A 24,831-nucleotide genomic window follows, 5' to 3' on the forward strand; every position below is an offset into this window, starting at 1 on the left:
AAATGGATGTCGGGACGTAAATACTTAGATATGTCCGAATATTGGCAGTGGCGGAAAACGAAAGAGCAAGAAGCTCGATCGGTGAATCAGGAAGTTTCGGAGATGAAAAGAGTAGGGTAACCCCTTCGCTGTGTCAAGGAGAACGTGGAATACCGGAGCGAAGCGAGGATATGCCGCGAAAGCTCCTTGACACGCCTGTTCCTTGACAACATGATCGTTTGTCCGGGAAGGCGACTGGCAGGGAGACTTGCCGGACTTGCCTACCATACGTCAAGTCATCAGGTCCATGTTGTCTATCAAAGGGGAATTTACACAATAATTAGGACTTGACCCTGATTCAAGATCAATAATACTTAAACGTCGAAATCCAAAATTCACGTGTTCATCAAAAAAATAGCCATTATCATCAGGACCGCGATGAGTAATGATATCATTCATTTTTTGAAACGTTTCTTTCCATTTTTTATCGATGATTCTTGGTTGGTCATGAATGCATCCAATAAAACCACACATTATATTATTATTCCCCCACTTTATTTAATGTGATAGATTTATCAAGGATTAGGCTAATTAAATATTATATTATTATATATTTAAAACTTAACAAATTTTATTATATCATTTTATCGATTCCTGTAATGGGCTTTTTACATTAAATTAAATTAAAATTATTTTTCTTGAATTTTCTTGCGACATGGCCCAAGATATTAAAACATACAAAATGTAGAGAAATGATAAATTCTTTTGCGATTATTGCATACATTACACAGGGGAAGCATTCTCCATTGGGTCAATTCTTTAGCATTGGTGTAAGTCCAAGCGAACTTGGATCATTGGCAAACAAATGCACTTTTCGGCGTTCAATCCTCCATTGTTTCTGCAAATTTAGCCGGTAAGATAAAAACAGCAAGCTTTGCGAAGGGGTTGCAGCTGTTATGTTGGGAACTATATTTTTCTTAGCACTTATGATTTTTTCACTTTCTATTTTTCTTTTGCGAAAGCCAACTAATGAAAAGTTATATAAATTAGCAATAGGATATTATATCGCTTTTTCCTTATTGTTTTTCACTCTATTTGTCCATTATGCAAAATCTGAGAATATGATCGATACTATAATGGATCTAGTACAGAAAACATCAAAAGTGGAAGCAAGAAACCGATCATCTAGGGATTCAAAAGAACAAGCCGCCATTAAATCGACTCTCATCGACGCCCCCATTATCTCGCAGCTTCCAGAATTACCAAGGGGGTGCGAAGTAACAAGCTTGGCCATGCTTTTGAATTATGCGGGGGTCAACGTAGACAAGATGACACTAGCGAAACAAATAAAGAAAAATCCAACCCCCTATCGAAAACATAACGGAAAAGTATTTTATGGACATCCAAATGAAGGGTTTGTTGGTGACATGTATACAACAAAGAAACCCGGATACGGCGTCTATCATAAACCGATAAAACAATTAGCCGAAATGTATTTGCCTAATCAAATCGTTGATTTAACAGGACAATCATTTGCAGAAATATATAAATATTTGTCAAAAGGCACCCCAGTTTGGGTGATTACCAACACAACCTTTCGTGTACTTCCTCCGTCTGAATTTAGGGAATGGCAGACCCCGCAAGGTCCTATAAAAATAACATATCGGGAGCATTCGGTATTAATCACCGGATATGATGATCAATATATTTATTTTAATGATCCGCTGACAGGTACGAAAAATAAAAAAGCGCCTAAAGTTGAATTCATTAAAGCTTGGGAACAAATGGGCAAACAAGCGATTACCTATAACCGCAATTAATCGGTTGTAGCTAATCGCTGTCTTTTTTTATTTTAGACTCTTAAGATCCAAAAGAAATAACGGTTTATCGCAGTAAGAAAAGAGGCTGGCTTCAAAAGGGGGATGGATTTAGCACCCTTTTGAGGAAGCCTATCTTTTTTTGGTTTTTATTTCCAGTTTATTGTTTTTTAAGTTAGAAAAAAATAAAAATGAATTTTAATCAATGGAGGGATATTATATATGGCGACAGTTATTAATTCATCTGTTCAACAATTTCAAGCGTGTATCGATGCTTGTAACAAATGCATGCAAGCATGCGAAGAATGTCTGACTTCATGTTTAAAAGAAGCGGACGTACAGGCTCGAACACATTGCATCAACATTTTAAGGGATTGTGCAGACATTTGTGCCATGGCGGCTCAATGGATGTCCCGCGGAAGCACATATGCGAAGCAGTTTTGCCAACTTTGCGCAACCATTTGCGATGCTTGTGCGGCTGAATGTGCAAAATTCCAAGATACACATTGTCAGGAATGTGCTAATGTATGCCGTCAGTGTGCTGAAGAATGCCGTAAAATGTCATCATAATATGATTGAAGGCTGCCCCAAAAGTGGTTTCACTTTGGGACAGCCTTTTTACGTTATTTCACATCATAACCTTGTTCTTCAATCGCCTCTTTGAGTTTTTCTACACTTACCTTTGTTTCATCATAATCGACATCCACAGTGCCTTCTTGCAGATGTACTTCTACATTTTTTACACCGTCTAGCTCTTTAAGAGCGTTCGTCACTGCCATTTTGCAGTGGCCGCAAGTCATTCCTTGTACATGTAATGTAATGGTCATTGTCCATTCCTCCTTAAAAATTTTTATTTTTTATATTTTCACGCGTTTCAAACGAAGCGCGTTTGTCACAACAGATACGGAACTGAATGCCATGGCCGCTCCGGCAACCCACGGCTGCAATAATCCTGCGGCAGCTACAGGAATGCCGATGGTATTATAGAACAAAGCCCAGAACAAGTTTTGTCGAATGTTTTTCATCGTTTTGCGGCTTAACTCGATCGCTTTCGGAATATGCGCTAAATCTCCGCCGACCAAAGTGACATCAGCCGTTTCGATGGCGACATCCGCTCCTGTGCCAATCGCCATACCAATATCCGCTTTGGCAAGAGCTGGGGCGTCATTTATTCCATCGCCAACCATCGCCACACGTTTTCCTTGTTTTTGCAATTCCTCGACAATTTTTGCTTTGTCTTCCGGAAGCACCTCTGCATAGACATGATCGATGTTCACTTGGTTTGCGATCGCTTCTGCTGTCCGTTTATTGTCTCCTGTTACCATGTACACTTCGATACCCATTTGTTTTAATGTTGCAATCGCCTCTTTTGAGCTTTCTTTTACCGTATCCGCGACGGCAATGATGCCAGCAAGCTGTCCATCAACAGCAACTAGCATAGCCGTTTTTCCCTGTTTTTCAAGCTCTATCATTTGATGTTCATAGGCGTCAATCGCTACAGAGCGCTCCTTCATCAGTTTTCGCGTTCCAACAAGGACGCTGTGCCCATCAATGACAGCTTCAATTCCGTGGCCGGTAATAGCAGCAAAATGTTCCAGCGGCTTCATAGCGACCGCTTGTTTTTTTCCATATTCGACAATCGCATGTGCCAACGGATGTTCCGAAGCGCTCTCAGCGGAAACGGCATAATCGAGCATATCCTCGCGGAATTTAAGCACATCGGTTACTTCCGGTTTTCCTTTTGTCACTGTTCCTGTTTTATCCAGTAATACGGCATTGATTTTATGCGTTCCTTCCAGGTATTCACCTCCTTTAAAGAGGATTCCCTGTTCTGCCCCTTTTCCTGTACCAACCATAATCGATGTCGGTGTGGCAAGACCAAGCGCACAAGGACAAGCAATAACAAGAACCGCGATCGCGACCTCAAGCGCTTTTGGCAAGTCGCCCGGCGCAACAAAGAAGTACCATATAATGAATGCAACGGCAGCAATTCCTACAACAATTGGCACGAAAATGCCTGAAATGACATCAGCCATACGCTGAATCGGCGCTTTCGAACCTTGGGCCTCTTCGACGATTTTAATGATATTGGCAAGTGCAGTATCTTTTCCAACCTTTTCCGCACGAATGGTTAGTACACCGTTTTTATTAATGGTTGCCCCAATGACATAGTCTCCTTCTCTCTTATCAACAGGAATGGATTCGCCGGTAATCATCGATTCGTCTACAGAGGATGCTCCGGCGATGACAGTGCCATCTACCGGGATTTTTTCTCCCGGCTTGACGACAATGGTGTCGCCAATCGCCACTTCCTCCAGCGGAACTCTTATTTCCTCCCCATTACGGATGACAGTAGCTTCTTTCGCCTGCAGACTCAACAGCTTAGAGATCGCTTCTGTCGTTCTCCCTTTCGCGAGAGACTCAAAATATTTTCCGACAAGTACAAGCGTAATCAGCACGGCACTCGTTTCAAAATACAATCTTGGCATATATTCGGGATTTCCTAACGTTTTGAGTGCTTCATATAAGCTGTAAAAGTAAGCTGCCGATGTTCCAAGCGCCACCAGTACGTCCATGTTGGCACTCTTGTTTCGCAATGCCCGGTACGCCCCTACATAGAAGGGACCGCCAATGTAGAACTGGACAGGTGTAGCTAAAAGAAGCTGGAACCACGGATTCATCAATAGGTGCGGCATCGGCAAGCCGATATTAAACGGCATATGCGCAATCATCGTATAAAGCAAAGGCAGCGATAAAACGATGGAAATGGCAAGTTGCCGTTGTTTTTGTTTTAGCAGCTCTTCTCTTCGGCTTGCGTGATCTTGTTCTTCATTTCGGATTTGTCCTTTGTATCCAAGCTTTTTGATTTTCTCTAAAATGTCATCTACAGATATAATCCCTTCATTGTATTCTACAACAGCACTGTTTGTCGCCAAGTTTACAGCAGCGCTTGTCACACCTTCCATACGATTTAATCCTTTTTCAATCCGTGCCGCACATGCCGCGCATGTCATCCCTTCAATGTCCAGCGTCACTTTTTCCGTGGCAACGCCATAGCCCAAGTTCTCAATCTTGGATTGAATGTCAGCTATGCTTTGTTTCGATGGATCATATTTAACCGTTGCTTTTTCCATTGCCAAATTAACATTTGCTTCTACGCCATCCATCTTGTTCAACACTTTTTCAATACGATTGGAACAAGCGGCGCATGTCATGCCAGTTACTTTCAGTGTCACGGTTCTTTGTTCACTCATCCATTTTCCCTTCCTTACTTTGAGAATTGCTTAATCACATCCATTAGTTCCTGAATGGATTCTTCCCCGCTTCCTTCGCGGATCGCCTTGGCAACACAATGATTGACATGGCGTTCCAGCAAGTTCAGCCCGACTTTGTTTAATGCGGCTTGGATTGCGGAAATTTGCACTAAAATATCAATGCAGTATCGATTGTCCTCAACCATTTTTTGCACTCCGCGTACTTGCCCTTCAATGCGCCTCAGGCGCTTGACGATGCTTTCGATCTCTTCTTCGGTCCGCGGAACCATTTTTGCATTGATATGGTCATCTTCATATTGGCTCATTACTATCACCTCATTGCTCATACCCGTCGCTTCTGAATACATTATACCCGTATCGGGTATAAATTGCAACTGATACATATGTAATTTTTTATTTATTTTGAATCAGAGCAGCAAACATCTATTCAACTATTGATGAAATTCAAGAATTTGTGTAAAAAACAGCAAACAGCCGCTTTATTTTTCTAAGTTTGCTGGGCAGAGAACACCATTTCACATCATATTCCAAACTTTATCCAGCTATTTCCTGAAAAAATAAAACGACTATCGCCGCATTTAATAACATATATTGAAATTGTAATACCTTTTCCATAGGGGGATGACGAAATGTATGATTATTTTGCCAAAAATCCTCAAACTCCTATTGTGACTCCCGACGTGAAAAATGCACCGTTTCAAATTCTCCAAAACGGTGCCAAACGATTTCATTTGCGTGCAGAACCGGTTGTTCATGAACTAGTGGGCGGAATAAAAATCCGCGGGTATGGTTACAACGGGAGTATTCCCGGCCCAACCATTCTTGTCAATGAGGGAGACTATGTCCAAATTACAGTGGAAAACCGGTTGCCGGAAGCGACATCTGTTCATTGGCATGGGTTAATTGTTTCCAACCGAATGGATGGGGTGCCTGGCCCCGGGGGAAGTCCCATTATACGTCCCGGGGAAAGTTTTATGTACGAATTTCGTATACAGCAAGCAGGGACTTTCATGTATCACAGTCATGTCCATAACGCAAGACAAGAGCTAATGGGGCTGGGAGGCATGCTTATTTCGCGCGGTATATACGAAGAGGCAGTCGACCGCGACTATGTTCTTTTACTTCAGGAGTGGGCGGTGCAAACGGAAAGGCGCCCACAAAATAATGGCCAGCCAATTTCTGGGCAATTGGCTCCAAATATATACCATATTGACCCATCGTCCATGATGTTTAATTTTTTCACGATTAACGGCAAAGCTTATCCTGATACAACTCCTCTACTTGTTCGATATGGTGAACGAGTTCGTATTCGCCTTGGCAATTTAAGCATGAACTCCCATCCTATGCATTTTCATGGACATGACTTTATTACAACTGCCGTCGACGGAAACATCATCCCCGTTGCGGCGAGACAAAAACGAAATACGATTAATGTCGCTCCAGGAGAAACGTGGAATATTGAATTTTTCGCGAACAACCCAGGAAATTGGGCATTTCACTGCCATAAGCCACATCATACAGCGAACATGCATTCTATGGATATGGGCGGAATGCTTACCATTATTCGCTATGTGCAGTGATTGGTTCTAAATACTGTTTTAGCTTTTTCTAGTTGGCATCTGAATTTTTTATATTAGAAATGAAGTTATCCATCATTTCATAAGACATGGGACCTATATGCTTATCTCTGATAACCCCATTTTTATCGATGATATACGAAGTAGGAATCGTCATTACACTGTATAAATTGCTAATTTCTCCTTGTTGATCAAGCAAGATGTTAAATGTCATTCCTTTATCCTTGACAAAATCCTTCACCGCATCAGGGCTACGTTCGCTATTCGTTAAATTGACTGCCAAAATCTCTACGTTGTTATTTCGGTTGTTTTCATAAAATTTTTGCATTTCCGGAATTTCCGCTTTGCAAGGCGGACACCAAGAAGCCCAAAAATTCAATATAACGGTCTTCCCGCGAAAATCAGACAACTTCCATTTGTCCCCTTTTATTGAAAGCAGCTCAAAATCTGGCGCCACTTGTCCTTTATTAATTCCGATTTTTCCTGAATTTAACGGCGCAGACGCAGCCGCTTTAGATTCTATTCGCTTTGTTTCTTGTTGATTGGCAAGAATAGAAGTTATGCCAAAGCTTAAAATGATCACACCTAATGTGATTTTAATCGTTGTATTTCTCCATCCCTTTTTCTTGTCCTTATCCGCTTCTTCCCTACCTTGTCTTTCTAGCCAATACGAAACAGACAAAAAGATAACAATTAAAGAGACATAGAACAATGCTTCTTTTGATATGCTTGTGGCATATACAAAATGATTTTTATACAAAGCGATCTCCAATTGAACTAAATGAAACCATATGAGAAGCTGCAACAACGTTTTTTGCCTTTTCATTAGTGAGGCTGCTATAAAAAAAGAAACAGCTGCTATTGCTTGCAAAATTACTGGATAGTTCCGTGGATCTTCCATTACGTAAACCGATGCAAAAGTGCTAAAATACCCAAAATATACTGGAACTGCCGCCCGTATATAAGAATCTACAGGAATGTTCTGTTTTCTGATGCATGACCAAGTATAGACCGTCATAAATACAATCGCAATGCCAATTCCAACATATCCCCCGTTAAAATAAAGTATCGTCATAGGATTTTGCAAAACGGAATCGAGGTGTAAAACACCATAGCTAAATTTCCAAATCAACACTCCATTAATGAAGCTATTAAAAATTAAATCCATGATATTTCGCTCTATTTTCAATATCCTAATACCATAATAAAACAGTACATAGCTAATTAATAAGCCGCTTATTAGCAAAAGATTTTCACCTTGAACGATGATGCTACCAAATTGCAATATACATTCCCCCTCATTCATCGGTCATTGATAAAACGATACAAGAGATAAAAACCAATGGCGATTAATACCACCCAGAACAACATCACCGCGATCATCAAGACCGAACCCTCAAACATCGCCTTCCACTTTCCTCCTCTTCGCCACGTTAGCATCAACCAGCAATAGTATCTTAATAAACCGAGTAAGATTCATGACAATTCCAATAATTTTCCGAACATAACTTCCTGTTCATTTTCTTTTAGAAACCGCTAGACTAAGAAATTACTTATTCCATCCAAGAATGAATACGCCCTTCTTTCCACCTTTTTCTCCAACAGGTTATTGATGATTATAGCAATGAATTTTGCAGAAATGATGGAGTAGGATATTTTTGAAATAGGAAGCAAAAAAGACATGCGGATGCATGTCTTTTATTCCAAATTTATTTTTCCTTTCGATGCCAATTTTGCCCAACTTGCACCGTTATTTTTTGTCATGAAAATATCCCCGTTCATGGTAGCAATCACAATTTCCTTCTCGTTTCTCGGATTAGAGGTTATATACATGATATGGTCTTTTTCATCAAGCGGAGGAACAGGAAGAAATTCCTCTCGTTTTGAGTTTAATGATTGTTTGATCAGTATAGGCTTATTGTTTTCTATAGCCGCAAATAAAATGGATTTTTCTTGAAAGGCAAAAGTTGTGGTATTGATCTTTCGAGTAAAACGCTCAAACGTATTTCCATTATCATTTGAGATGAAAATTCCTTCAGGCGTACTAATTCCAACCATGTTTTCGTCGGTTGGATGGGCTGCAATCGTTCCTGCAGAAGTTTGCGGCAAACCGTTCAATTGGCTTTGCGACCACGTTTTTCCATCGTCTTTACTATAAAATACCCCTTGTCCGAGCGTTTTATTTTCTTCTTGGTTCACCACATAAATCGTATGGCTTCGATAGCCGACGGCCATGTAATGAAAATCAGATTCTTTATAAAATCCTAGATTCATCAATGTTTGTCCATTATCAAAACTTTTGACAAGACCAAGCGGATTCCCCAACGATGAACCTGCTTCTGGATGCCCCGATGAATAAAAGCCATCATCAGTCGCAGAAAAGCCCATATAATCATGTTTATTGGAAGTCGTCTCATACCATCTATTATTTTGGTAAACAAGCAAACCTTCGTGTGTAGCGAAGTAAACCGCATTTTTGTTGCCTGCATAACCGATTCCATGCAAATGTTCAAACTTTCCTTCTTTCTTTTCTTTAAAGAAAGGATTGTTCGTAACAGAGACGTTCGACTTTGCCTGTTCTTTGCTAGTAATAAAAGGCTGTTTTTCTGCAGTGGGAGATGAACAAGCGCTTAACAGAAAAATAGCCGATGTAATCATAATGGCTTTGGTCATTTTTTTCATCGTGGATACCCCTTTTGTGCATGAAGTGTATGAAAGTATTATAACAAAAATATTTGCAGAATTTAAAACTTAACTTTTGCAAGCGTTCCATCATTATCTGCTAATCGTTGCGTCAAGTGTATATTCGGTATCCGGCATCTGTTCTCGCCGTTTTCGGGATTCACTCTCCGTTCATGGTTGATATTGCAATCGTTTCTTTATTAAATTTTCTCGGCAACTTCACGAATCCGATCATGGCGCACGCAGATCATCTCACACAAAAGTATAGACCCTGTATGAAAGTACAGGGTCAAGAATTTGATTTGCCTTTGTTACATCATGCTATTCATTTGTTGATTCATTTTGCTATTATTCATCATATGTTCCATCATTTGATTCATATTTTTAGTATTTTGGCACTGTTCGTACATCTTTTGTAATTGTTCCTCCGAAAATTTTGGATGCATTTGTTTCATCATTGACAACATTTCTTTCTGGTCATTATTCTCGTTTTTATTTGCTGCAAAAACTGCTGTAGCTAATACAAAAGCTGAAACAAGAACGAACAAACCTGAAATAAGTTTTTTCACTTTCAACACCTCCATCTTTTTCTGGTTTTAGAATAAAGGAAAAGTATGGAGAAAGTATTCATAAAAAATTACAAATTTTTGTCGCGTTAGATATTGTCAAAAATCGATTAGAATTTCTAATGGCTTTGTCATCATAAACATATTTTGTTTTGTTGCTTGCATGTTTCTTAAACAACGTGAGTCATTACGATTAAGTCCGAAATTTGGTGTAAAAAGAAACGGCCAAAAGCAGTTTGATTTTTGATTTCTCCAAAACGTCAATTTGCTGAACCAAGAAATGAAAATTTACACAAGACTTGGATCATCATCACACATTAGCTTGTAGAAATGGTATAAGATGATATGCGAATAATTCAAAAACCTTTGCTGTTAGTCGAATGCTATATGTTTGCACATCCGTCATATTAATACAACGAGTTTCCAAAATAAAAAACAGCTCGCTCAGCTTGCAAGCTGTTTTGCGCATATCGATTTGCGTGCTTCTAATGCCCTTTCCCGGTCGCGGGAACAATTTCGAGTTTTTCATCGATGATTCCTTGTGTTTGATAAGAGATAGAACGGAATGTACCAGATAAAAATGCGTGGTTATACGGTCCTGCTGTTGGATCATCCGTAAAAGTTGGTTTTAAACGGGCTAAAAATGCATATACGTCCTTTGTTAATGTCCCATTTTCTAGCCATATTAAAGGCGCATGTTTTCCTAAATGGGAAAACGGCGCAGCCGCAATCGCTAGTTCTGGGGTTTTCGTTGAAATAAATGATACGCCATGTCCCGGATCATTTAACCCCCAGCCAAACTTCGTTTTTTCATCTTTGTAAGCAGCAAAAGAAACAGATTGTTGCACCGGCGTTTCGCCCGCGATTCGGACAACGGAGCCAAATGATTTTAGTTCGTTTTCCACTTTTTTAGAGATTACTGATTCGGGACCTAAAAGATATATGTTTGCTTTTCCTTTTCTTTGCTGTAGCGCCACTTTGGTTGGCTGCGGAATGTCATTTTCCGTAACATACAGTAACGGTTCTTCCATATGGGCGATCCAATTGGCGGCTATAAGAGTGTACAATTTCGCCTTCTCTTCTAAAGAACCAATAATCACGCCTTGTGGAGTCTTACCGGCGATGTCACTGTAAAATCGGTCAATTTCTTTTGCAAACGCAGCTGGATCCGTCTCACTAATTTGTTTCAGCTTAAAATTTTTTAATTTATTCAGTTCGCTTTTCTTAAGATTTCCCATCACCATAATTTGCGTACCGTCAGCTGTGCCTAAAGGTTGAAGACGGTTTATTTCTTTTATGACGGCATCTGGTATTTTTTGGTCTTTTGTAAATAAAACAGGGCCATTGTTTGGATGATGGATGAAGTCCACACTCGCCAATGCGATTTGCCAGTTTTCAACAGGCACTAAGATAACTCCGCCGGGTTGATTTTCTTTATGTGTAGCAGGCCAAACCGTTTGTGAAACCTTGACGGATAATTCAATGGGATCATCCGTGTTGATACGGGTAACGTTTTTCGTTGCGGTTATCATGATGTGTTGATTTGCCAAACGGTTGAAGGAACTTGGCGGCTTTGCGAATTCCATTTCATTGTTTTTGCCATTGGTGGACATCCCCATATTTTCATGATTCATATTCGCACGCTGCATTCCTTTTGAATCACGATCCATCTGGCCATTGTTTTGATTATTACATCCGATAGTAATAAAGACAGGCAGCACAGCTACTAGGAGTCCCCTAAACAATTTACTGATCATGTGCAATCCTCCTTGAAACAACTTTTCTTTTTATAATTATCCCCGTTTGTTATTGCTTTTATTAATCAAAAAAGTCCAATACAAGGCTTTCCACCAAAAAACTCAAACGAATGTATATGAAAATCGCTCTCTTTTTGGGGCGGCGATGATCAAGCCCGGAATTTATGTCAAAAGAAACGGCAAAAAGCAGTTTAGTTTGATTCCCCAAAATCTAAATTCGCTGGATCAACAACTTTTTACACATAATCAAGATTTGATCGGCGGCCACTTTATGATACGAAAACATGGCTATTGCATTTTTTGCAAAAGACAAAAAGCGAAGGATGCCCTAAGACACCCTTCGCTACCCCTCATTTACTTTTTAATTGTTTCTTTAATTGCTCATTGTCTGCCTGTAATTTTGTAATCTGATCCTGTAATTCCTTGATGGAATGATGATCATGATGGTTATGATGATTATGATGCTTATGTCCTCTCATACAAAATAGCATCATTAAAGGACATAGCAACAATATTAAAAGATTGGCCCAATTCATTCCGTTTCTCTCCTCTTCCGTTTAGTTGACAACTTTTGTTGTCTTTTAATCCTGAACAATTACTTTCCCGCGATACATCCCCATTTGACATTGAAACGAATATTCTCCGCTTTCTTTTGGCAGAAATTCAACCGTCACCTTTTCCCCAACAGGGAGAACCGCACTTTTGTTGAATTCAGGAAATACAACCATTTCCGAACAAGAGTTTTCCTCTTTTCGAATAAATTGAAACTTCACCGGCTTTCCTTTTTTGACTACAACAATATGTGGAGTATAGCCGCCTTTGACGATTATTTCTGCTTCTTGATATCCAGATGGGGTTAAGGTAGCTTTGTATCCGCCCTTTTTAGGACCCCAGAAAAACCAAGCAATGAAAACAATAAGAAGCAGCCCACTCACATTAACGATAATCGGAGTCATATCCATCAATCATACCTCCTTTGGTTGAAAACGTTTCAAGCGATTGGCGTTTGCCACAACAGTAACAGAGCTAAACGCCATTGCCGCTGCGGCTACAAGCGGAGACAATAATGAACCAGTCAATGGATAAAGCGCGCCAAGAGCGATTGGGATGCCTAGTGCATTATAAATGAACGCGCCAATTAAATTTTGATATACATTTCTCATCGTTGCCCGACTAATTTGAATCGCTTGCACTACCGATTGTAAACTTCCTTTAACAAGGGTAATATCACTCGCTTCAATCGCTACATCCGTACCGGTTCCGATTGCCATTCCAATATCTGCCTGCGTCAGTGCCGGGGCATCATTGATTCCATCTCCCACCATTGCTACTTTTTTCCCATCTGCTTGCAGTTTCCGGACAATTTCTGCTTTATTCTGCGGGAGCACATCTGAGATGACATTGGTAATCCCTACCTTCTTCGCGATTGCACGCGCCGTTCGCTCGTTATCCCCCGTAACCATGATTACCTCTAATCCGATGTTTTTCATTGCCGTAATTGCCTCTAAAGAATCTTGTTTCACCGTATCCGCTACAGAGATGACTCCTTCCGGTTTTCCATCAATCGCCAAAAACATTGGTGTTTTTCCTTCGTCCGCCAATCTTTCAGCATGTTGTATATAAACTTCTGTTGCAATGTTGCCTTTCTTCATGAGTTTCAAGTTTCCGAATAGAACATGGCGATCATCAATCCATCCTTGCACACCATGCCCCGGTATAGCTTCAAAGTTCTCGGTTTTCCCCAGCAATATATTTTTCTCTTTAGCTGCTTCAAGTATTGCACCTGCTAACGGATGTTCCGATCCTTGTTCAAGCGTTGCCGCGAAATAAATTAATTCTTCTTCTTTGAGTGAACCTACAGGGATCACATCGGTTAACGAAGGTTTGCCCATGGTGATCGTCCCCGTCTTATCTAAAACGATAGTCGTTAATTTCTGGGCGATTTGCAGCGCTTCGCCGGAACGGATGAGAATCCCGTTTTCCGCTCCTTTACCTATCCCCGTAGTCAAGGACATAGGAGTGGCCATTCCTAATGCACAAGGGCAGGCAATAATGAGCGTCGTCACTAAAACAATTAGAGCATACATACTTGAAGGCGAAGGACCGAAATTAAACCAAATTAAGTACCCAATGATAGCTAAAATGATTACACTCGGAGTAAAAATCGCAGAAACTTTATCAACAATTCGTTGGACAGGGATGCGGGAGCCTTGAGCTTGCCTCACCATGTTGATGATATTAGATAATGCGGTATCATCCGGCGACTTTGTCACCTGAAATGTAAAGCTCCCTGTTTTATTCATCGTGCCGCCAAATACTTCGTCACCTTGAACTTTCTGTACAGGCAACGATTCGCCGGTCAACATCGATTCATCAACGGCTGAACTTCCGTCAAGAATGATTCCGTCGACCGGTATCTTCTCACCGGGCCGCACAACAACGATATCCCCGATCTGAATCTGCGATACAGGAATTTCTGTTTCCACTCCTTCTTTTAACACCCGAGCCGTCTTAGGTTGTAAACCAATGAGTCTTTTAATTGCTTCAGATGATTTGCCCTTCGCTTTTTCTTCCATCGCCATTCCTAATACGACTAACGCAGTGACAACCGTTGAAACATCGTAATACACTTCCGCCATCGATGGATCTGGAAATAAGTCCGGCCAAAGCAAGGCGACAACCGAATAAATCCATGCCGCACTGATCCCGATGGCAATTAGTGTATGCATATTGGCTGAACGTTGTTTTAATCCTTCCCATGCCCCAATGAAAAACTGGCTTCCGCTGTAAATCATCACAATCAAGGCTACTACTGCCATGAGCAACCTGCTAAACCAGAGTTGACTGCTTCCCATAGGCAGCAAATTTCTTATGATTGGAAAAAAATCTGGATATGACACCAATATAACAGGAACTGACAATATTCCGGCAACCCACCATTTTTTCATTAGTTCTCGATACAATTGTTCATCATTTTCGTGTTTTTCTCCCTCTTCTGTTTGATGTGAGGTATCCGAGTGTATCGAGCTAGAACTGAAAGTGTTGGATTCGTGATGGCATGAATGTTTCTCTTGATGGTGAACGCGATGATGGCTGTGGCTGTGGTGATGCTTGTCATGATGGTGATCATGTTGGTGATCATGATGGTGATGGGTGCAAGAATGGTTATTTCTTCTCTCCATAAATTCCCCTCCGCATTGTTTTCTTTGTGAATAATATTAAGAACGAAACATGGAGATTGTATGGAGAAATTTAGAAAATTACGTGACAGTTGAAACCATAATGAATGTATTTATATGTAAATAAAAGGAAATAAAATCCCTTCGATCACTTTTTTGATAATGATGAACGGATTTTTCTGTGACGAACCCCTTATTTCTTTCTCTTTGCTCTCTGATATCCCGAAAGATAGACTGATTCCATGTCAGATCGATACTCTTGGATCATTCTTTCGAAGTTCGCCTCCACAACAGTCCCTCCTTCTTATTGAAAATCTTTTCTATTTTACAAGATAAATTTGCAGAATTGATGGATTTCAATAAATTGTAACGGTTAAGAACAATTTTAATTTTATTGTGAAATTCATCACAGCGATTAAATATTTTGGCTAATATCATGTCTTTAGACTCAATAAACCAAAAGGAGGAATTTGGATGCGTAAAATGACCATTGCCTTGTTAACCTTATTGGCGATGTTTACGCTTATTCTAGGAGGTTGCGGGACGAATTCTCAAAAAAGCAACACTACTTTAGGGGAAAATAAACAATCCGCAGCCGCCACAAAAGGGCAAAGAAAAGAAACGAAAAAATATTATTTTACCGCTAACGAAGGCGGAAGCATTTCAAAAATTGATTTAGAGACAAATAAAGTCGTTTCAACAATCAAAGTAGAAGGTTCTGTTCACAATGTCCAAGTTTCCCCGGACGGAAAAATTCTCGGCGCTACTTTAGTGCCGGGAATGCAGCACGGGAACGATCACTCCATGGAAATGAAAGGAATGGCATTGTTTTATAATACAGAAACGGACGAATTAATAAAGAAAGTGGAAGTCGGGAATCATCCTGCTCATATCGTTTTTACCGAAAATGGAAAGTACGCTCTCGTTACCAATAATGAAGACAATAACGTTTCAGTCATTGATATGGCGAGCTACTCAGTCATCCAAACAATTCCAACTGGAAAAGGTCCGCATGGTTTCCGGATCTCTAAAGATAGCCGTTATGCGTATATTGCCAATATGGGAGAAGATAGCGTCAGCATCCTCAATTTAGAAACCATGAAAGAAGAAAAGAAAATAAAAGTAGGATCTACTCCTGTAACAACCGGTATTACTTCGGACGGTAAAACATTAGCCGTAACGTTAAATAAAGAGAATGCCCTCGCCATTGTTGACTTAGCAAGCGGTAAAGTAGAAAAAGTGCCGGTCGGTCGGGGGCCAGCCCAAGTGTACATGGATCCAGATGATACATTCGCTTATGTAGCCATCAAGGGACGAAGGAGGCACCGTCTCATTCCGTAAGCAAAATAAACATAAAAACAAAAAAAGTGGTTGCCACGATTGAAACTGGCAAAGGAGCGCACGGAGTTGTCACAAGCCCGAATCAAAAATATGTTTTCGTCACCAATATGTTTGACAACACGGTGAGTGTCATTGATAAAGTGCGAAACAAAGCAATCAAAACGGTTCCAGTAGGTGAAATTCCGAACGGGATCAGCATCATGCCGTAAAATAAATAAGCAGCAGGTTGCATTTTTAGCCTGCTGCTCTTTCTTTTCTATTTACGGAATGATAAAAATTATAAAAAAAAGAAAACAGCGCTCCGTTTTTATTGTAGCAAACACATCCCTTTAGTCCTTTTTTTATTTTTCTCTTTTTCTCGGGCTCAATACAGCAATATAAACATTGCCGTCCTTAATGTAAGGGTCAAATACATCTAACGGTCTTGGCGGCGGCCCTCCTACATTGATGCCGTATTCATCATATTGCCCTCCGTGGCACGGGCAAAAAAAGCGGACACCTTTTTTCTGCATATTCATTTCCGCATCGCCTATTGTACAGCCTAGATGGGTGCAAACCGGAGACATAATCAGCAAAGAGTCGTCTTTTTTATTGATATACACAAATCCTTCCCTTTCCTGTTCGGTCCATGCATCTTTTATTTTGGCTTTATACGATACCTTTTTCGGAAATTCCCCCTTTTCTAACTCGCTTAGAGGACCTAGATTGGCCATGGAGCTGATATCGACGTTTTTCTTTTTATCATTACTGCAAGCAGACAACCCTATAGGCAATGCGGAAACGGCAAATAATCCAGCTGCTCCTTTTAGCGATCTGCTCAGAAAATCTCTCCGATTCAACTTCAATCTCCCCCCCTAATCGCCTTTAAGATAAAGGTCCTTCTTTTCTTACTCTGCGACAAATGCATCTTTAATGATCACTTGTCTTTATGACGTAATGCAAGTTTTACAGCAAAATAAACAACCAGTCCAATGATGAACAAGTTAAGAACCCAACCAATGATTCCCAATCCCATCATTCCCCAAACACTCATCATCCCATCCATCATCATCATCACCTCTCGCAAATTTTAAAATGATTCATCATCGTTCCTTGGCGTTTCATTTATTCAAAGTTTTTGCTTGATGCTTTGCTGTTATACATGATGGCATGGATCACACATGTTTTCTAGCTTATTTGGAGGGGCATTGCTCCATAAAGTGGAAGGAAGCGTTTAATTCGATATTCCCCCTTGTCTTCACTGCTGCTACGCAAATAGTCCATTCCATAAACTAATACAACAGCTAACTTGCACTCTTTTTCGAACAAGTCCGGAAATTGCGAAAAAAGAAACAACAAAAAGCAGCGGAATTTTCCCGAAGCTGAAATTCGGGCCACGTCCCAATTATTGTGTACAATTCCATGACAGTACAATAAATTTGGATGACGAAAAAACCAAATCGTCTTTTGCCGTTTTGCTTTTTACACAAAATCTCGACTTCATCGACATTCGCTGGACCAACAGTGCTTTTTTCATGTTTTTTATGATTTTATAATAAAAAAAAAGTATGGAGAAAGTGTTCATAAAAAATTACAATTTTTTGTCATGGTCTTTTATTTGGCAACTAGATGTTTTCAAAAAATCGATTGCTTCTGCCATTCAATCATATTGGTGTTTACGCCAACATCCGGACTTATTTCCAACAGCCGTTCCTCTTCTTTAAGAAATTTCAACGAATCCAACCATTCCAGATTCTTTATGGCCGGGAACCGTACAATAAAATCGAAAAACACCGCTTTCAACCGGTATGAACCGAATTTCGGCTGTTTTACCCGGCAAAGAGTGAACATGGACTGTTTGATTTTTTGAATCATTCCCATGATGACTTGGTTGTAAAAGGGAGGCTTTCATATTTTCGAATTCGATATCATGTTCAACTTCACCGCTATTTTTGAGAATTAAGGTTACGGGTTGTCCTATAGTAAGTTTGAAATTTTTTGGGAAATAAGCAAATTCGGTTGCTTCCATGACTACTGTTTTCACCTTTGCCCCAGAGTTTAACGGAGAAGCAAACCGATTATTACTGATCATAGAATGGCCCATAGATGAATTTTTTATTGGAACGTTGTCATCTCGAGCGAGTTCATTATATAAGTGGTTATAAGCGTAGAAAAACAGGAGAAAAAATATTGCTAGTAATAGGGGATTATGGAATATTTTATTAATCAAAGATAAACGGTTAAAACCGGTTTCTTGTTGAAGCATGTACAAAATGATGCTAATCATTCCGACAAATATGACGAGCATGATATGAATCATTGAATTTCGGTATTCTGGTAACATCATTTCACCTAACATCGCACCCATCATTCCGCCCATGATTCCTGACAAAATACCATCTATGATGGCCATCACACTAATCGGCAGACCGGTCAAAAAACCAGCTAAAAAACCAATGGCCGCTCCTAAAATAGTTGAGAAAAAGAGGTTGCCGCTATACAAAATCCCGACGAGCAATCCGCCTGTTAGCCCGACCAACATTCCCAAAGCCATCGCCGTCATCATTCCAGCCATGCATGTTATTTTCTTTCTTTTTATGAATACGAAAGCAATAACCATCAATGATAAAATGGTTACAATAATTCCGGTTAATAAAATTGGCAATGAACGATCCCCTCCCGCGTAAGTTTTTATTTGTAAACATATATGTGGCCAAGTGATTAGTTAGTCCTTTTAAAATTTATTATTCATAGGGATAAACTAATGTCTGAAACAATAAAATGACTTTTATATTTTCCTTATTCTTCGCCCATACAGTAGTGGTATCGTGATTTTTTGCTGTTGAAACGAAAACACCGCAATTTATCAGCTGCTCGCGCTCGTATAAAAACGAAGCGCAAAGCGCCAAAAGCGGCGCGCAAGCCATAGAAAGACCAAAGCAAGCAAAGCGGCGATGAGCGCGGTCGCCATATTCCACTTTCCTAACAGTGACAACGCCGGCATGTTCGTAATGACAGCGGCAGGCAATACGTACGTCAGCACAATACGCACCCAGCCGCGGTACATGCCGACCGGAAACCTTGCCGTTTCAAAAAACGAATCAAAAATAAAGGACAAGTCGTCAATGCGGATGACCCAAAACGACGTCGTCATCAGCAGCATCCATAACGAATAAATTAACACGAACGAAGCGGCGATCGTTACGATAAAAACGATCACATCTACTAGCGACGGAATATAATGTTTTTTTATTAATCCGTAGCCGATGACGCCAATGCCAAGCAATACATCGATAAGCCGCCAAAATACTAAATGGCGAAAGCTGACGTAAAACATGCTATCGACCGGCTTTGTCAAAATATAATCCAACGTGCCGCGGCGGACATGCTCAAGCAGGCGCGGCATGTTTGGACGCAACGCAAAATCAATCATCCCTCTCAGCGTATTAAAGACGCCAAGCAAAACAAGCACGTCGGCATATGTCCAGCCGCCTAATTGGTCAGTCTGATAGAAAAAGATGTTAACCGTCAAAACCGCAATCCCAATGCCAAAAAAGCTGGAGATGAGATTGCCGAGAAACTCGCTGCGATATTCCAATTCTTCCACAAAACAGGCGCGGAAAAACTCGCGGAAAATCCGTACATATCTTCGCACGCTTAACCACCTACCGCTTGGTTTTTCTTTAATCCCGCTTTCCATATCCACCGCAAAGCGATAACGAACACCACAATCCAAATGGAAGCGATGGCAAAGCCTTGCAGCATATCATGGCTATTGGCTGCTTTGGTAATGATGTCAATCGGAAAGCCAATCATATAACGAAACGGCAAAAAAATGCTCCACTGCTGCAACACCGGCGGCAGCAGCGACAACGGCGCAATCCGCCCTGATAAAAATAGAGAAATCACTTCCAGCACGCCATAGACCGCCGTAACTTTGGTAATCCAAAAGCCGAGCAGCCCGCAAATGTAGCTAAGCAAAAAGCGCAGTGCCGCTCCAAGCAGCAGCGCCATCAAAAACAAAAGCGTTTGTCCTCCTGTCATGTCAAAACGAAGGGCGGGCACAAACAGCGCCGCCACCGCCCATACCGGCGCTAGTATGACGAGAAATAGCACTTTATAAACGATATTTTCCGCAACTGCCCAATGAATTGGATGAAGCGGGCGGAGAATATAGTTGGAAAACGTCCCCTCGCGAATTTCGCGATCCAGCTCCCAAACGTCCCACGCGCTCGTCATCCGCTCGACAAAAATGACCGCCATAAAGTAAAAAAGGAAAGCATCGCTTTGGGACGGATCGATGTTCATCCAGACGGCCATCGTAATGAGCGGCTGAACAATCGCTCCTGTCATCCAGACGATCGTTGCGAGACGATAAGCCAACATTTCTACATATTTCATGCGCAGAAGGGCGATGTATTTACGAATCATTGAACCCCTCCTGAAACGCCCGCGTAATGACTTCTTCCATCGGCGGGTCTTGAATGTTAATGTCATGGACGTGGAAATGCTGCAAAAAATGGGACGATACTTCCGCTACTTTCTCGCGGGCGACGCGCAATGTCGCCTTTCCGTCTTCAATCTCCACGATTTCTCCGTAATTTTCCCATGGCACTGCAGGTATATTCGCAAAACGAATTTCCAGCCGTTTATAAGGGGCAAGCTTCTCTGTTAACACATCTAGCTCCCCATCATAAATAAGCGTTCCATGATTGATAATCATTACCCGGTCGCATAGCGCCGTAACATCGCCCATATAATGGGACGTTAATAAAATCGTCGTTTCATGTTCACGGTTGTAATCGACAATAAAGCGGCGCACTTTTTCCTGCGTATGGACATCGAGGCCAATGGTCGGCTCGTCTAAAAACAACACTTTCGGGCGATGCAGCAGCGCCGCCGCAAGTTCGCAGCGCATCCGCTGCCCGAGCGACAAGCTGCGCGTCGGTTTATCTAGCAGCGGCGCAAGCTCCAGCAATTCGACCAATTCGTCCAACGTTTGCTGAAATGTGCGATCATCGATTTCATAAATCGCCTTGTTGACCAAAAACGTTTCCATTGGCGGAATGTCCCAAATGAGCTGGCTTTTTTGCCCCATCACCAAACTCATCATTTTTTTAAATTCCGTTTTTTGCTCAAACGGCACAAAACCGCCGACCGTAATTTCCCCCGAAGTCGGATGAAGGAGCCCCGCGAGCATCTTCATCGTCGTCGTCTTTCCCGCTCCGTTCGGACCTAGAAATCCGACAATCTCCCCCTTTTCAATCGTAAACGAAATATCTTTGACTGCTTCCACAAGCCGATATTCGCGATTCAACAAGCTGCGGATGGCCTCCAGCCATCCCGTTTGCCGGACATGCACGCGAAATGATTTATGCAAATGCTTCACATGAATCATCGGTTTATTCCTCCAGCCGTTGCCAAGAAGTGTTGCCCTTACATTATTTTTATATGAGCGGCCGGCAGCATGCAAACAAAAAGCAAATTTCCAAAATTAACTGTAACTTTAAAGAGGGGACATAGCCCACAGCGGGAGGCGCAACAAAATCTTTTAATTTCAAGAAGGCGCTCCCCTATTCAAAAAATCGACAAAGCAATCGAAAACCTATACTATACATACAAGCCAATGGGAATTTTAATGAACATGTGGTACAGCTGAAGTAACCCAAGTAAATTATAATTGTATTTTTATTCAAATATTTTTATAATTATGTAAAACATATTCAATAAGGGGGAACTAAAATGGAACTAATTCCCGAGTCGACTAATTTAATGGACTATCTGGAAGAATTAGAGGTTGTCGATTTTTCCCATCCTTTCATCCAGAAAAAAATAAACGAATTGTTTCATGAAGGGCAGTCAGAACTGGACAAAGCGAAAATAGCATTTGAATTTGTCAGGGATGAAATTTCGCACTCATGGGATATACAAAGCACAAGAGTTACATGCAAAGCTTCTGAGGTGCTTTACTATAAAGAAGGAGTTTGTTACGCAAAAGCGAATTTATTAGCCGCTTTGTTAAGATCGCAAGGAATCCCGACAGGTTTTTGTTATCAGCGGCTCATGATATTCGATACACCGGACAAGGGCTATTCCCTTCATGCGCTGAATGGTGTTTTTCTTTCTTCATTAAATCGGTGGATTCGTTTAGATGCTCGCGGAAACAAACCAGGTGTACAGGCAGAATTTTCTATAGATAAAGAAATATTAGCATTTCCCGTCCAAGAGGAGCTGGGCGAAAAAGATTTTCCGACCATCTATACGAAACCGAACCCAAAAACCATTTCCGTTTTAAAGGAACATACAGATGCGCTAGAAATGTATAAATATTATTTGCCTGACAATTTATAAACTGTTAACAAATAAATATGAAAGATGAGCAATTTACTTCAGCATTCTATACGTATAAGCCTAGACGCTTATCCTTTATCGCTGCTTCTTCCCCGAAACAACAAAGGGCTGGCCCAAAAACTTTTTGGTTCAGCCCTTGCGAAATACGTTTAATGATTCGATAAACGATTTTGTTCGCTGCTTGCCAACTGTTTGGATAATTCAATAAAAAACTGCAAAGCCTCCGGATTCGCCATTGATCCACGGTTGACCGCTTTTTCGAGCGGAAAGCCTAACAAGATTTTGCGAATGGGGATTTCCATTTTCTTTCCGTTTAACGTTTTTGGAATTTGCTCGATTTGGTAAATTTCATCTGGCACAAAGCGCGGCGATACTTTTTGGCGAATGGCGTTTTTGATTTTTTCTTTTAGCTCCTCGTTTAATGCCACTTCTGGCTGAAGAACGACAAACAGCGGCATAAACGATTTTTTGCCCATCATTTCCAAATCGATGACCAAGCTGTCGAGCACTTCATCGATCGCTTCGACGGCGCGGTAAATTTCGCTCGTTCCCATGCGGACGCCGGCGCGATTAATCGTCGAATCGGAGCGCCCGTAAATGACGCAGCCGCCTTCCTCGTCCATTTTAATCCAATCGCCATGTTTCCAAATTCCCGGATACGTATCGAAATAACTGTCCAAATACCGCTCGTCATTTTGATCATTCCAGAAATAAAGCGGCATCGACGGCATTGGATCAACAATGACCAGCTCTCCCACTTCGTTTATTAAGCGGTTTCCATTTTCATCAAACGCTTGGACATTCGCACCTAGCGAACGGCATTGGATGACCCCGGCGCGAACCGGCAAGATGGGCGAACCGGCAACGAAAGCGGTGCACACGTCCGTCCCGCCGCTGCACGAAACTAAACAAACGTCGTCTTTGACGTTTTCATACACCCATAAAAACCCTTCCGCCGTCAGCGGCGATCCCGTCGAAAGAACCGCTTCCAAATCGGAAAAATCGTATGATTCTTTTGGTTTCACCCCAAGCTTCATGCAAATGTTGATAAACGCCGCGCTCGTTCCAAAATGGGTGATGCGGGCCTTTTCCGCCAGCTCCCATAACGCGTTTCCGTCCGGATATGTCGGACTGCCGTCATAAAGAACGACCGTCGCTCCGACAAGCAATCCGCCGATCAAAAAATTCCACATCATCCATCCCGTCGTCGTAAACCAGAAAAACGTGCTTTCTTTCGTGATATTTTCTTCAATCATCAGCGATTTTAAATGCTCAAGCAAAATGCCGCCATGTCCATGAACGATTGGTTTCGGCAGCCCTGTTGTCCCCGAGGAGTATAAAATCCAAAGCGGGTGGTCAAACGGAACGTATTCATAAGAAAGTTCCGCTTTTTCCTGTATGATCTCATCCCATAATAAAACAGAATCATCCGTCGCTTGTACGTCTTCTCGCAAATATGGAAGCAAAATCGTTTTCTTGAGCGACGGCAAATTTTTCCTCAATTCATCGACGATTGGACGTTTATCCAACTCTTTTCCATTATATTGGCATCCGTCCATCGCGAAAAGCACTGTTGGTTCGATTTGCCGGAAGCGGTCGAGGACGCTGCTCGCGCCAAAATCCGGAGAACAGCTCGACCAAATCGCGCCAATGCTGGCGCATGCCAAGAAGGCGACGACGGTTTCCGGAATGTTTGGCATGTATGCCACCACCCGGTCTCCCGGTTTGACACCGATTTTTTTAAGCGCGCTCGCGACCGCCGCCGTTTTTTCTTTTAGCTCCTTCCAAGCCACTTCACGATAAGGAACGCGCTCGGAACGGAAAAGAAGCGCTGGGCGGTCGGACCGCTCGTTTCGAAATACGTGCTCCGCGTAATTTAACATCGCTCCTGGAAACCATTTCGCACCTGGCATTTTCCTCTCTTCCAAAACGCAACGATACGGCGTGACCGATTTTATCTCACAATATTCCCACACCGATTCCCAAAATTTCTCTAAATGCTCAACGGACCAATTCCATAATGCATGATGCGTTTCCAACGACAGCCCCCTTTTTTTCTTTAACCAATTCATATATTTCTTTATATTCGATCGTTGCACACGCTCCTCTGACGGCATCCATAATATCGCCCCTTCCGCAACCGTTTTCATTTCTGTCTGCGCAAAAACGCAGACTCCCCCCTTTCCCCTTTGTTTTTATTGATTGAAAATTTCGATTATTTATATAATATCATTTTTTGCTGCTGCTGAAAATATGGAAGCAGAGAACGAACTTCATGAAAAAGAATGACAAAATTCGCCGAGGAACCGTGAAACAAAATGATTGACA

General features: G+C 41.4%; 22 protein-coding genes and 2 pseudogenes. 6 read left to right on the forward strand and 18 right to left on the reverse strand.

The genetic code is table 11. The features are described 5' to 3' along the window. Window positions 1–321: 321 nt before the first annotated feature. Window positions 322–513: pseudogene (locus tag BM278_RS19265) on the reverse strand (asparagine synthase (glutamine-hydrolyzing)); the annotation flags it as partial. A 422-nt stretch (window positions 514–935) separates the two neighbouring features. Here BM278_RS19265 and BM278_RS11195 point away from each other — a divergent pair. Together BM278_RS11195 and BM278_RS11200 are read left to right on the forward strand one after the other, a co-directional pair. Continuing rightward, a complete protein-coding gene (locus BM278_RS11195) occupies window positions 936–1,799 on the forward strand; it encodes a C39 family peptidase (protein WP_090949754.1) in 864 nt (287 codons plus the stop codon). Between the two features lie 219 nt (window positions 1,800–2,018). Beyond that, window positions 2,019–2,366, forward strand: a complete 348-nt coding sequence (locus tag BM278_RS11200; protein ID WP_090949755.1) for a four-helix bundle copper-binding protein — start codon at window positions 2,019–2,021, stop codon at window positions 2,364–2,366. 53 nt (window positions 2,367–2,419) lie between these two features. On the opposite strand, the gene copZ is transcribed toward BM278_RS11200, so the two are convergent. The 3 genes from copZ to BM278_RS11215 are packed head-to-tail and all read right to left on the reverse strand — an operon-like array spanning window position 2,420 to window position 5,376. Then, the gene (gene copZ / locus BM278_RS11205; protein WP_090949756.1) at window positions 2,420–2,623 is read right to left on the reverse strand and encodes a copper chaperone CopZ; all 204 of its coding nucleotides are present in this window, start codon (window positions 2,621–2,623) and stop codon (window positions 2,420–2,422) included. Window positions 2,624–2,653: 30 nt separating this feature from the next. Beyond that, entirely contained in the window at window positions 2,654–5,050 is a 2,397-nt protein-coding gene (locus tag BM278_RS11210) for a heavy metal translocating P-type ATPase (RefSeq protein ID WP_090949758.1), read from the reverse strand. A gap of 14 nt (window positions 5,051–5,064) precedes the next feature. Then, window positions 5,065–5,376 (reverse strand): metal-sensing transcriptional repressor, encoded by a 312-nt coding sequence (locus BM278_RS11215; protein WP_090949760.1) that lies wholly within the window; start codon window positions 5,374–5,376, stop codon window positions 5,065–5,067. 324 nt (window positions 5,377–5,700) lie between these two features. Between BM278_RS11215 and BM278_RS11220 the strand changes: the two genes are divergently transcribed. Then, entirely contained in the window at window positions 5,701–6,651 is a 951-nt protein-coding gene (locus BM278_RS11220) for a multicopper oxidase family protein (RefSeq protein WP_090949761.1), read from the forward strand. 28 nt (window positions 6,652–6,679) lie between these two features. Here BM278_RS11220 and BM278_RS11225 read toward each other — a convergent pair whose 3' ends face one another. The 7 genes from BM278_RS11225 to BM278_RS11255 form a co-directional block, all read right to left on the reverse strand. Further along, on the reverse strand, window positions 6,680–7,933 hold the full coding sequence (locus BM278_RS11225; protein WP_244151146.1) for a TlpA family protein disulfide reductase: 1,254 nt from the start codon (window positions 7,931–7,933) through the stop codon (window positions 6,680–6,682). 413 nt (window positions 7,934–8,346) lie between these two features. Beyond that, entirely contained in the window at window positions 8,347–9,330 is a 984-nt protein-coding gene (locus BM278_RS11230) for a F510_1955 family glycosylhydrolase (RefSeq protein ID WP_090949765.1), read from the reverse strand. A gap of 311 nt (window positions 9,331–9,641) precedes the next feature. Beyond that, window positions 9,642–9,899: a hypothetical protein gene (locus BM278_RS11235; protein ID WP_090949767.1), complete on the reverse strand. Its 258-nt coding sequence runs from the start codon at window positions 9,897–9,899 to the stop codon at window positions 9,642–9,644. A 482-nt stretch (window positions 9,900–10,381) separates the two neighbouring features. After that, window positions 10,382–11,650: a cell wall-binding repeat-containing protein gene (locus BM278_RS11240; RefSeq protein WP_425272982.1), complete on the reverse strand. Its 1,269-nt coding sequence runs from the start codon at window positions 11,648–11,650 to the stop codon at window positions 10,382–10,384. Between the two features lie 353 nt (window positions 11,651–12,003). Next, a complete protein-coding gene (locus BM278_RS11245; protein WP_090949769.1) occupies window positions 12,004–12,189 on the reverse strand; it encodes a DUF2933 domain-containing protein in 186 nt (61 codons plus the stop codon). Between the two features lie 45 nt (window positions 12,190–12,234). After that, complete coding sequence (locus tag BM278_RS11250; protein WP_244151147.1) at window positions 12,235–12,615, reverse strand: cupredoxin domain-containing protein; 381 nt, start codon at window positions 12,613–12,615, stop codon at window positions 12,235–12,237. A 3-nt stretch (window positions 12,616–12,618) separates the two neighbouring features. Continuing rightward, complete coding sequence (locus BM278_RS11255) at window positions 12,619–14,472, reverse strand: copper-translocating P-type ATPase (RefSeq protein WP_090949770.1); 1,854 nt, start codon at window positions 14,470–14,472, stop codon at window positions 12,619–12,621. A 270-nt stretch (window positions 14,473–14,742) separates the two neighbouring features. Between BM278_RS11255 and BM278_RS19480 the strand changes: the two genes are divergently transcribed. Then, on the forward strand, window positions 14,743–14,865 hold the full coding sequence (locus BM278_RS19480; protein WP_279625761.1) for a hypothetical protein: 123 nt from the start codon (window positions 14,743–14,745) through the stop codon (window positions 14,863–14,865). Between the two features lie 441 nt (window positions 14,866–15,306). Further along, window positions 15,307–16,382 (forward strand): annotated as a pseudogene (locus tag BM278_RS11260) (YncE family protein). Between the two features lie 132 nt (window positions 16,383–16,514). Here the strand turns inward: BM278_RS11260 and BM278_RS11265 are convergent. From BM278_RS11265 to BM278_RS11285, 6 genes are all read right to left on the reverse strand, one after another. Next, on the reverse strand, window positions 16,515–17,012 hold the full coding sequence (locus BM278_RS11265; RefSeq protein ID WP_090949824.1) for a QcrA and Rieske domain-containing protein: 498 nt from the start codon (window positions 17,010–17,012) through the stop codon (window positions 16,515–16,517). A gap of 77 nt (window positions 17,013–17,089) precedes the next feature. After that, complete coding sequence (locus tag BM278_RS19485; RefSeq protein ID WP_279625762.1) at window positions 17,090–17,218, reverse strand: hypothetical protein; 129 nt, start codon at window positions 17,216–17,218, stop codon at window positions 17,090–17,092. Between the two features lie 654 nt (window positions 17,219–17,872). Continuing rightward, complete coding sequence (locus tag BM278_RS11270; RefSeq protein ID WP_090949772.1) at window positions 17,873–18,817, reverse strand: hypothetical protein; 945 nt, start codon at window positions 18,815–18,817, stop codon at window positions 17,873–17,875. Between the two features lie 201 nt (window positions 18,818–19,018). Next, window positions 19,019–19,807: an ABC transporter permease gene (locus BM278_RS11275; RefSeq protein WP_090949773.1), complete on the reverse strand. Its 789-nt coding sequence runs from the start codon at window positions 19,805–19,807 to the stop codon at window positions 19,019–19,021. 2 nt (window positions 19,808–19,809) lie between these two features. Further along, window positions 19,810–20,583 carry an ABC transporter permease gene (locus tag BM278_RS11280; protein ID WP_090949775.1) on the reverse strand — a complete coding sequence of 258 codons (774 nt, stop codon included), beginning with the start codon at window positions 20,581–20,583 and terminating at the stop codon, window positions 19,810–19,812. Beyond that, entirely contained in the window at window positions 20,573–21,550 is a 978-nt protein-coding gene (locus BM278_RS11285; RefSeq protein WP_090949776.1) for an ABC transporter ATP-binding protein, read from the reverse strand. Before BM278_RS11285 ends, BM278_RS11280 begins: the two co-directional genes overlap by 11 nt. 344 nt (window positions 21,551–21,894) lie before the next feature. Between BM278_RS11285 and BM278_RS11290 the strand changes: the two genes are divergently transcribed. Continuing rightward, window positions 21,895–22,503, forward strand: a complete 609-nt coding sequence (locus BM278_RS11290) for a transglutaminase-like domain-containing protein (protein ID WP_090949778.1) — start codon at window positions 21,895–21,897, stop codon at window positions 22,501–22,503. A 149-nt stretch (window positions 22,504–22,652) separates the two neighbouring features. Here BM278_RS11290 and BM278_RS11295 read toward each other — a convergent pair whose 3' ends face one another. After that, on the reverse strand, window positions 22,653–24,653 hold the full coding sequence (locus tag BM278_RS11295) for an acetoacetate--CoA ligase (protein WP_090949780.1): 2,001 nt from the start codon (window positions 24,651–24,653) through the stop codon (window positions 22,653–22,655). Window positions 24,654–24,831: the final 178 nt, after the last annotated feature.

Source organism: Parageobacillus thermantarcticus (assembly GCF_900111865.1).
Lineage (GTDB): Bacteria > Bacillota > Bacilli > Bacillales > Anoxybacillaceae > Parageobacillus > Parageobacillus thermantarcticus.

Coding starts and splice junctions, on each gene's coding strand:
- BM278_RS11195 (WP_090949754.1), top strand. CDS start 936: ATGTTGGGAACTATATTTTTCTTAGCACTTATGATTTTTTCACTTTCT.
- BM278_RS11200 (WP_090949755.1), top strand. CDS start 2,019: ATGGCGACAGTTATTAATTCATCTGTTCAACAATTTCAAGCGTGTATC.
- copZ (WP_090949756.1), bottom strand. CDS start 2,623: ATGACCATTACATTACATGTACAAGGAATGACTTGCGGCCACTGCAAA.
- BM278_RS11210 (WP_090949758.1), bottom strand. CDS start 5,050: ATGAGTGAACAAAGAACCGTGACACTGAAAGTAACTGGCATGACATGC.
- BM278_RS11215 (WP_090949760.1), bottom strand. CDS start 5,376: ATGAGCCAATATGAAGATGACCATATCAATGCAAAAATGGTTCCGCGG.
- BM278_RS11220 (WP_090949761.1), top strand. CDS start 5,701: ATGTATGATTATTTTGCCAAAAATCCTCAAACTCCTATTGTGACTCCC.
- BM278_RS11230 (WP_090949765.1), bottom strand. CDS start 9,330: ATGAAAAAAATGACCAAAGCCATTATGATTACATCGGCTATTTTTCTG.
- BM278_RS11245 (WP_090949769.1), bottom strand. CDS start 12,189: ATGAATTGGGCCAATCTTTTAATATTGTTGCTATGTCCTTTAATGATG.
- BM278_RS11250 (WP_244151147.1), bottom strand. CDS start 12,615: ATGGATATGACTCCGATTATCGTTAATGTGAGTGGGCTGCTTCTTATT.
- BM278_RS11255 (WP_090949770.1), bottom strand. CDS start 14,472: ATGGCAGTAGTAGCCTTGATTGTGATGATTTACAGCGGAAGCCAGTTT.
- BM278_RS19480 (WP_279625761.1), top strand. CDS start 14,743: ATGGCTGTGGCTGTGGTGATGCTTGTCATGATGGTGATCATGTTGGTG.
- BM278_RS19485 (WP_279625762.1), bottom strand. CDS start 17,218: ATGGATGGGATGATGAGTGTTTGGGGAATGATGGGATTGGGAATCATT.
- BM278_RS11280 (WP_090949775.1), bottom strand. CDS start 20,583: ATGATTCGTAAATACATCGCCCTTCTGCGCATGAAATATGTAGAAATG.
- BM278_RS11285 (WP_090949776.1), bottom strand. CDS start 21,550: ATGATTCATGTGAAGCATTTGCATAAATCATTTCGCGTGCATGTCCGG.
- BM278_RS11290 (WP_090949778.1), top strand. CDS start 21,895: ATGGAACTAATTCCCGAGTCGACTAATTTAATGGACTATCTGGAAGAA.
- BM278_RS11295 (WP_090949780.1), bottom strand. CDS start 24,653: ATGAAAACGGTTGCGGAAGGGGCGATATTATGGATGCCGTCAGAGGAG.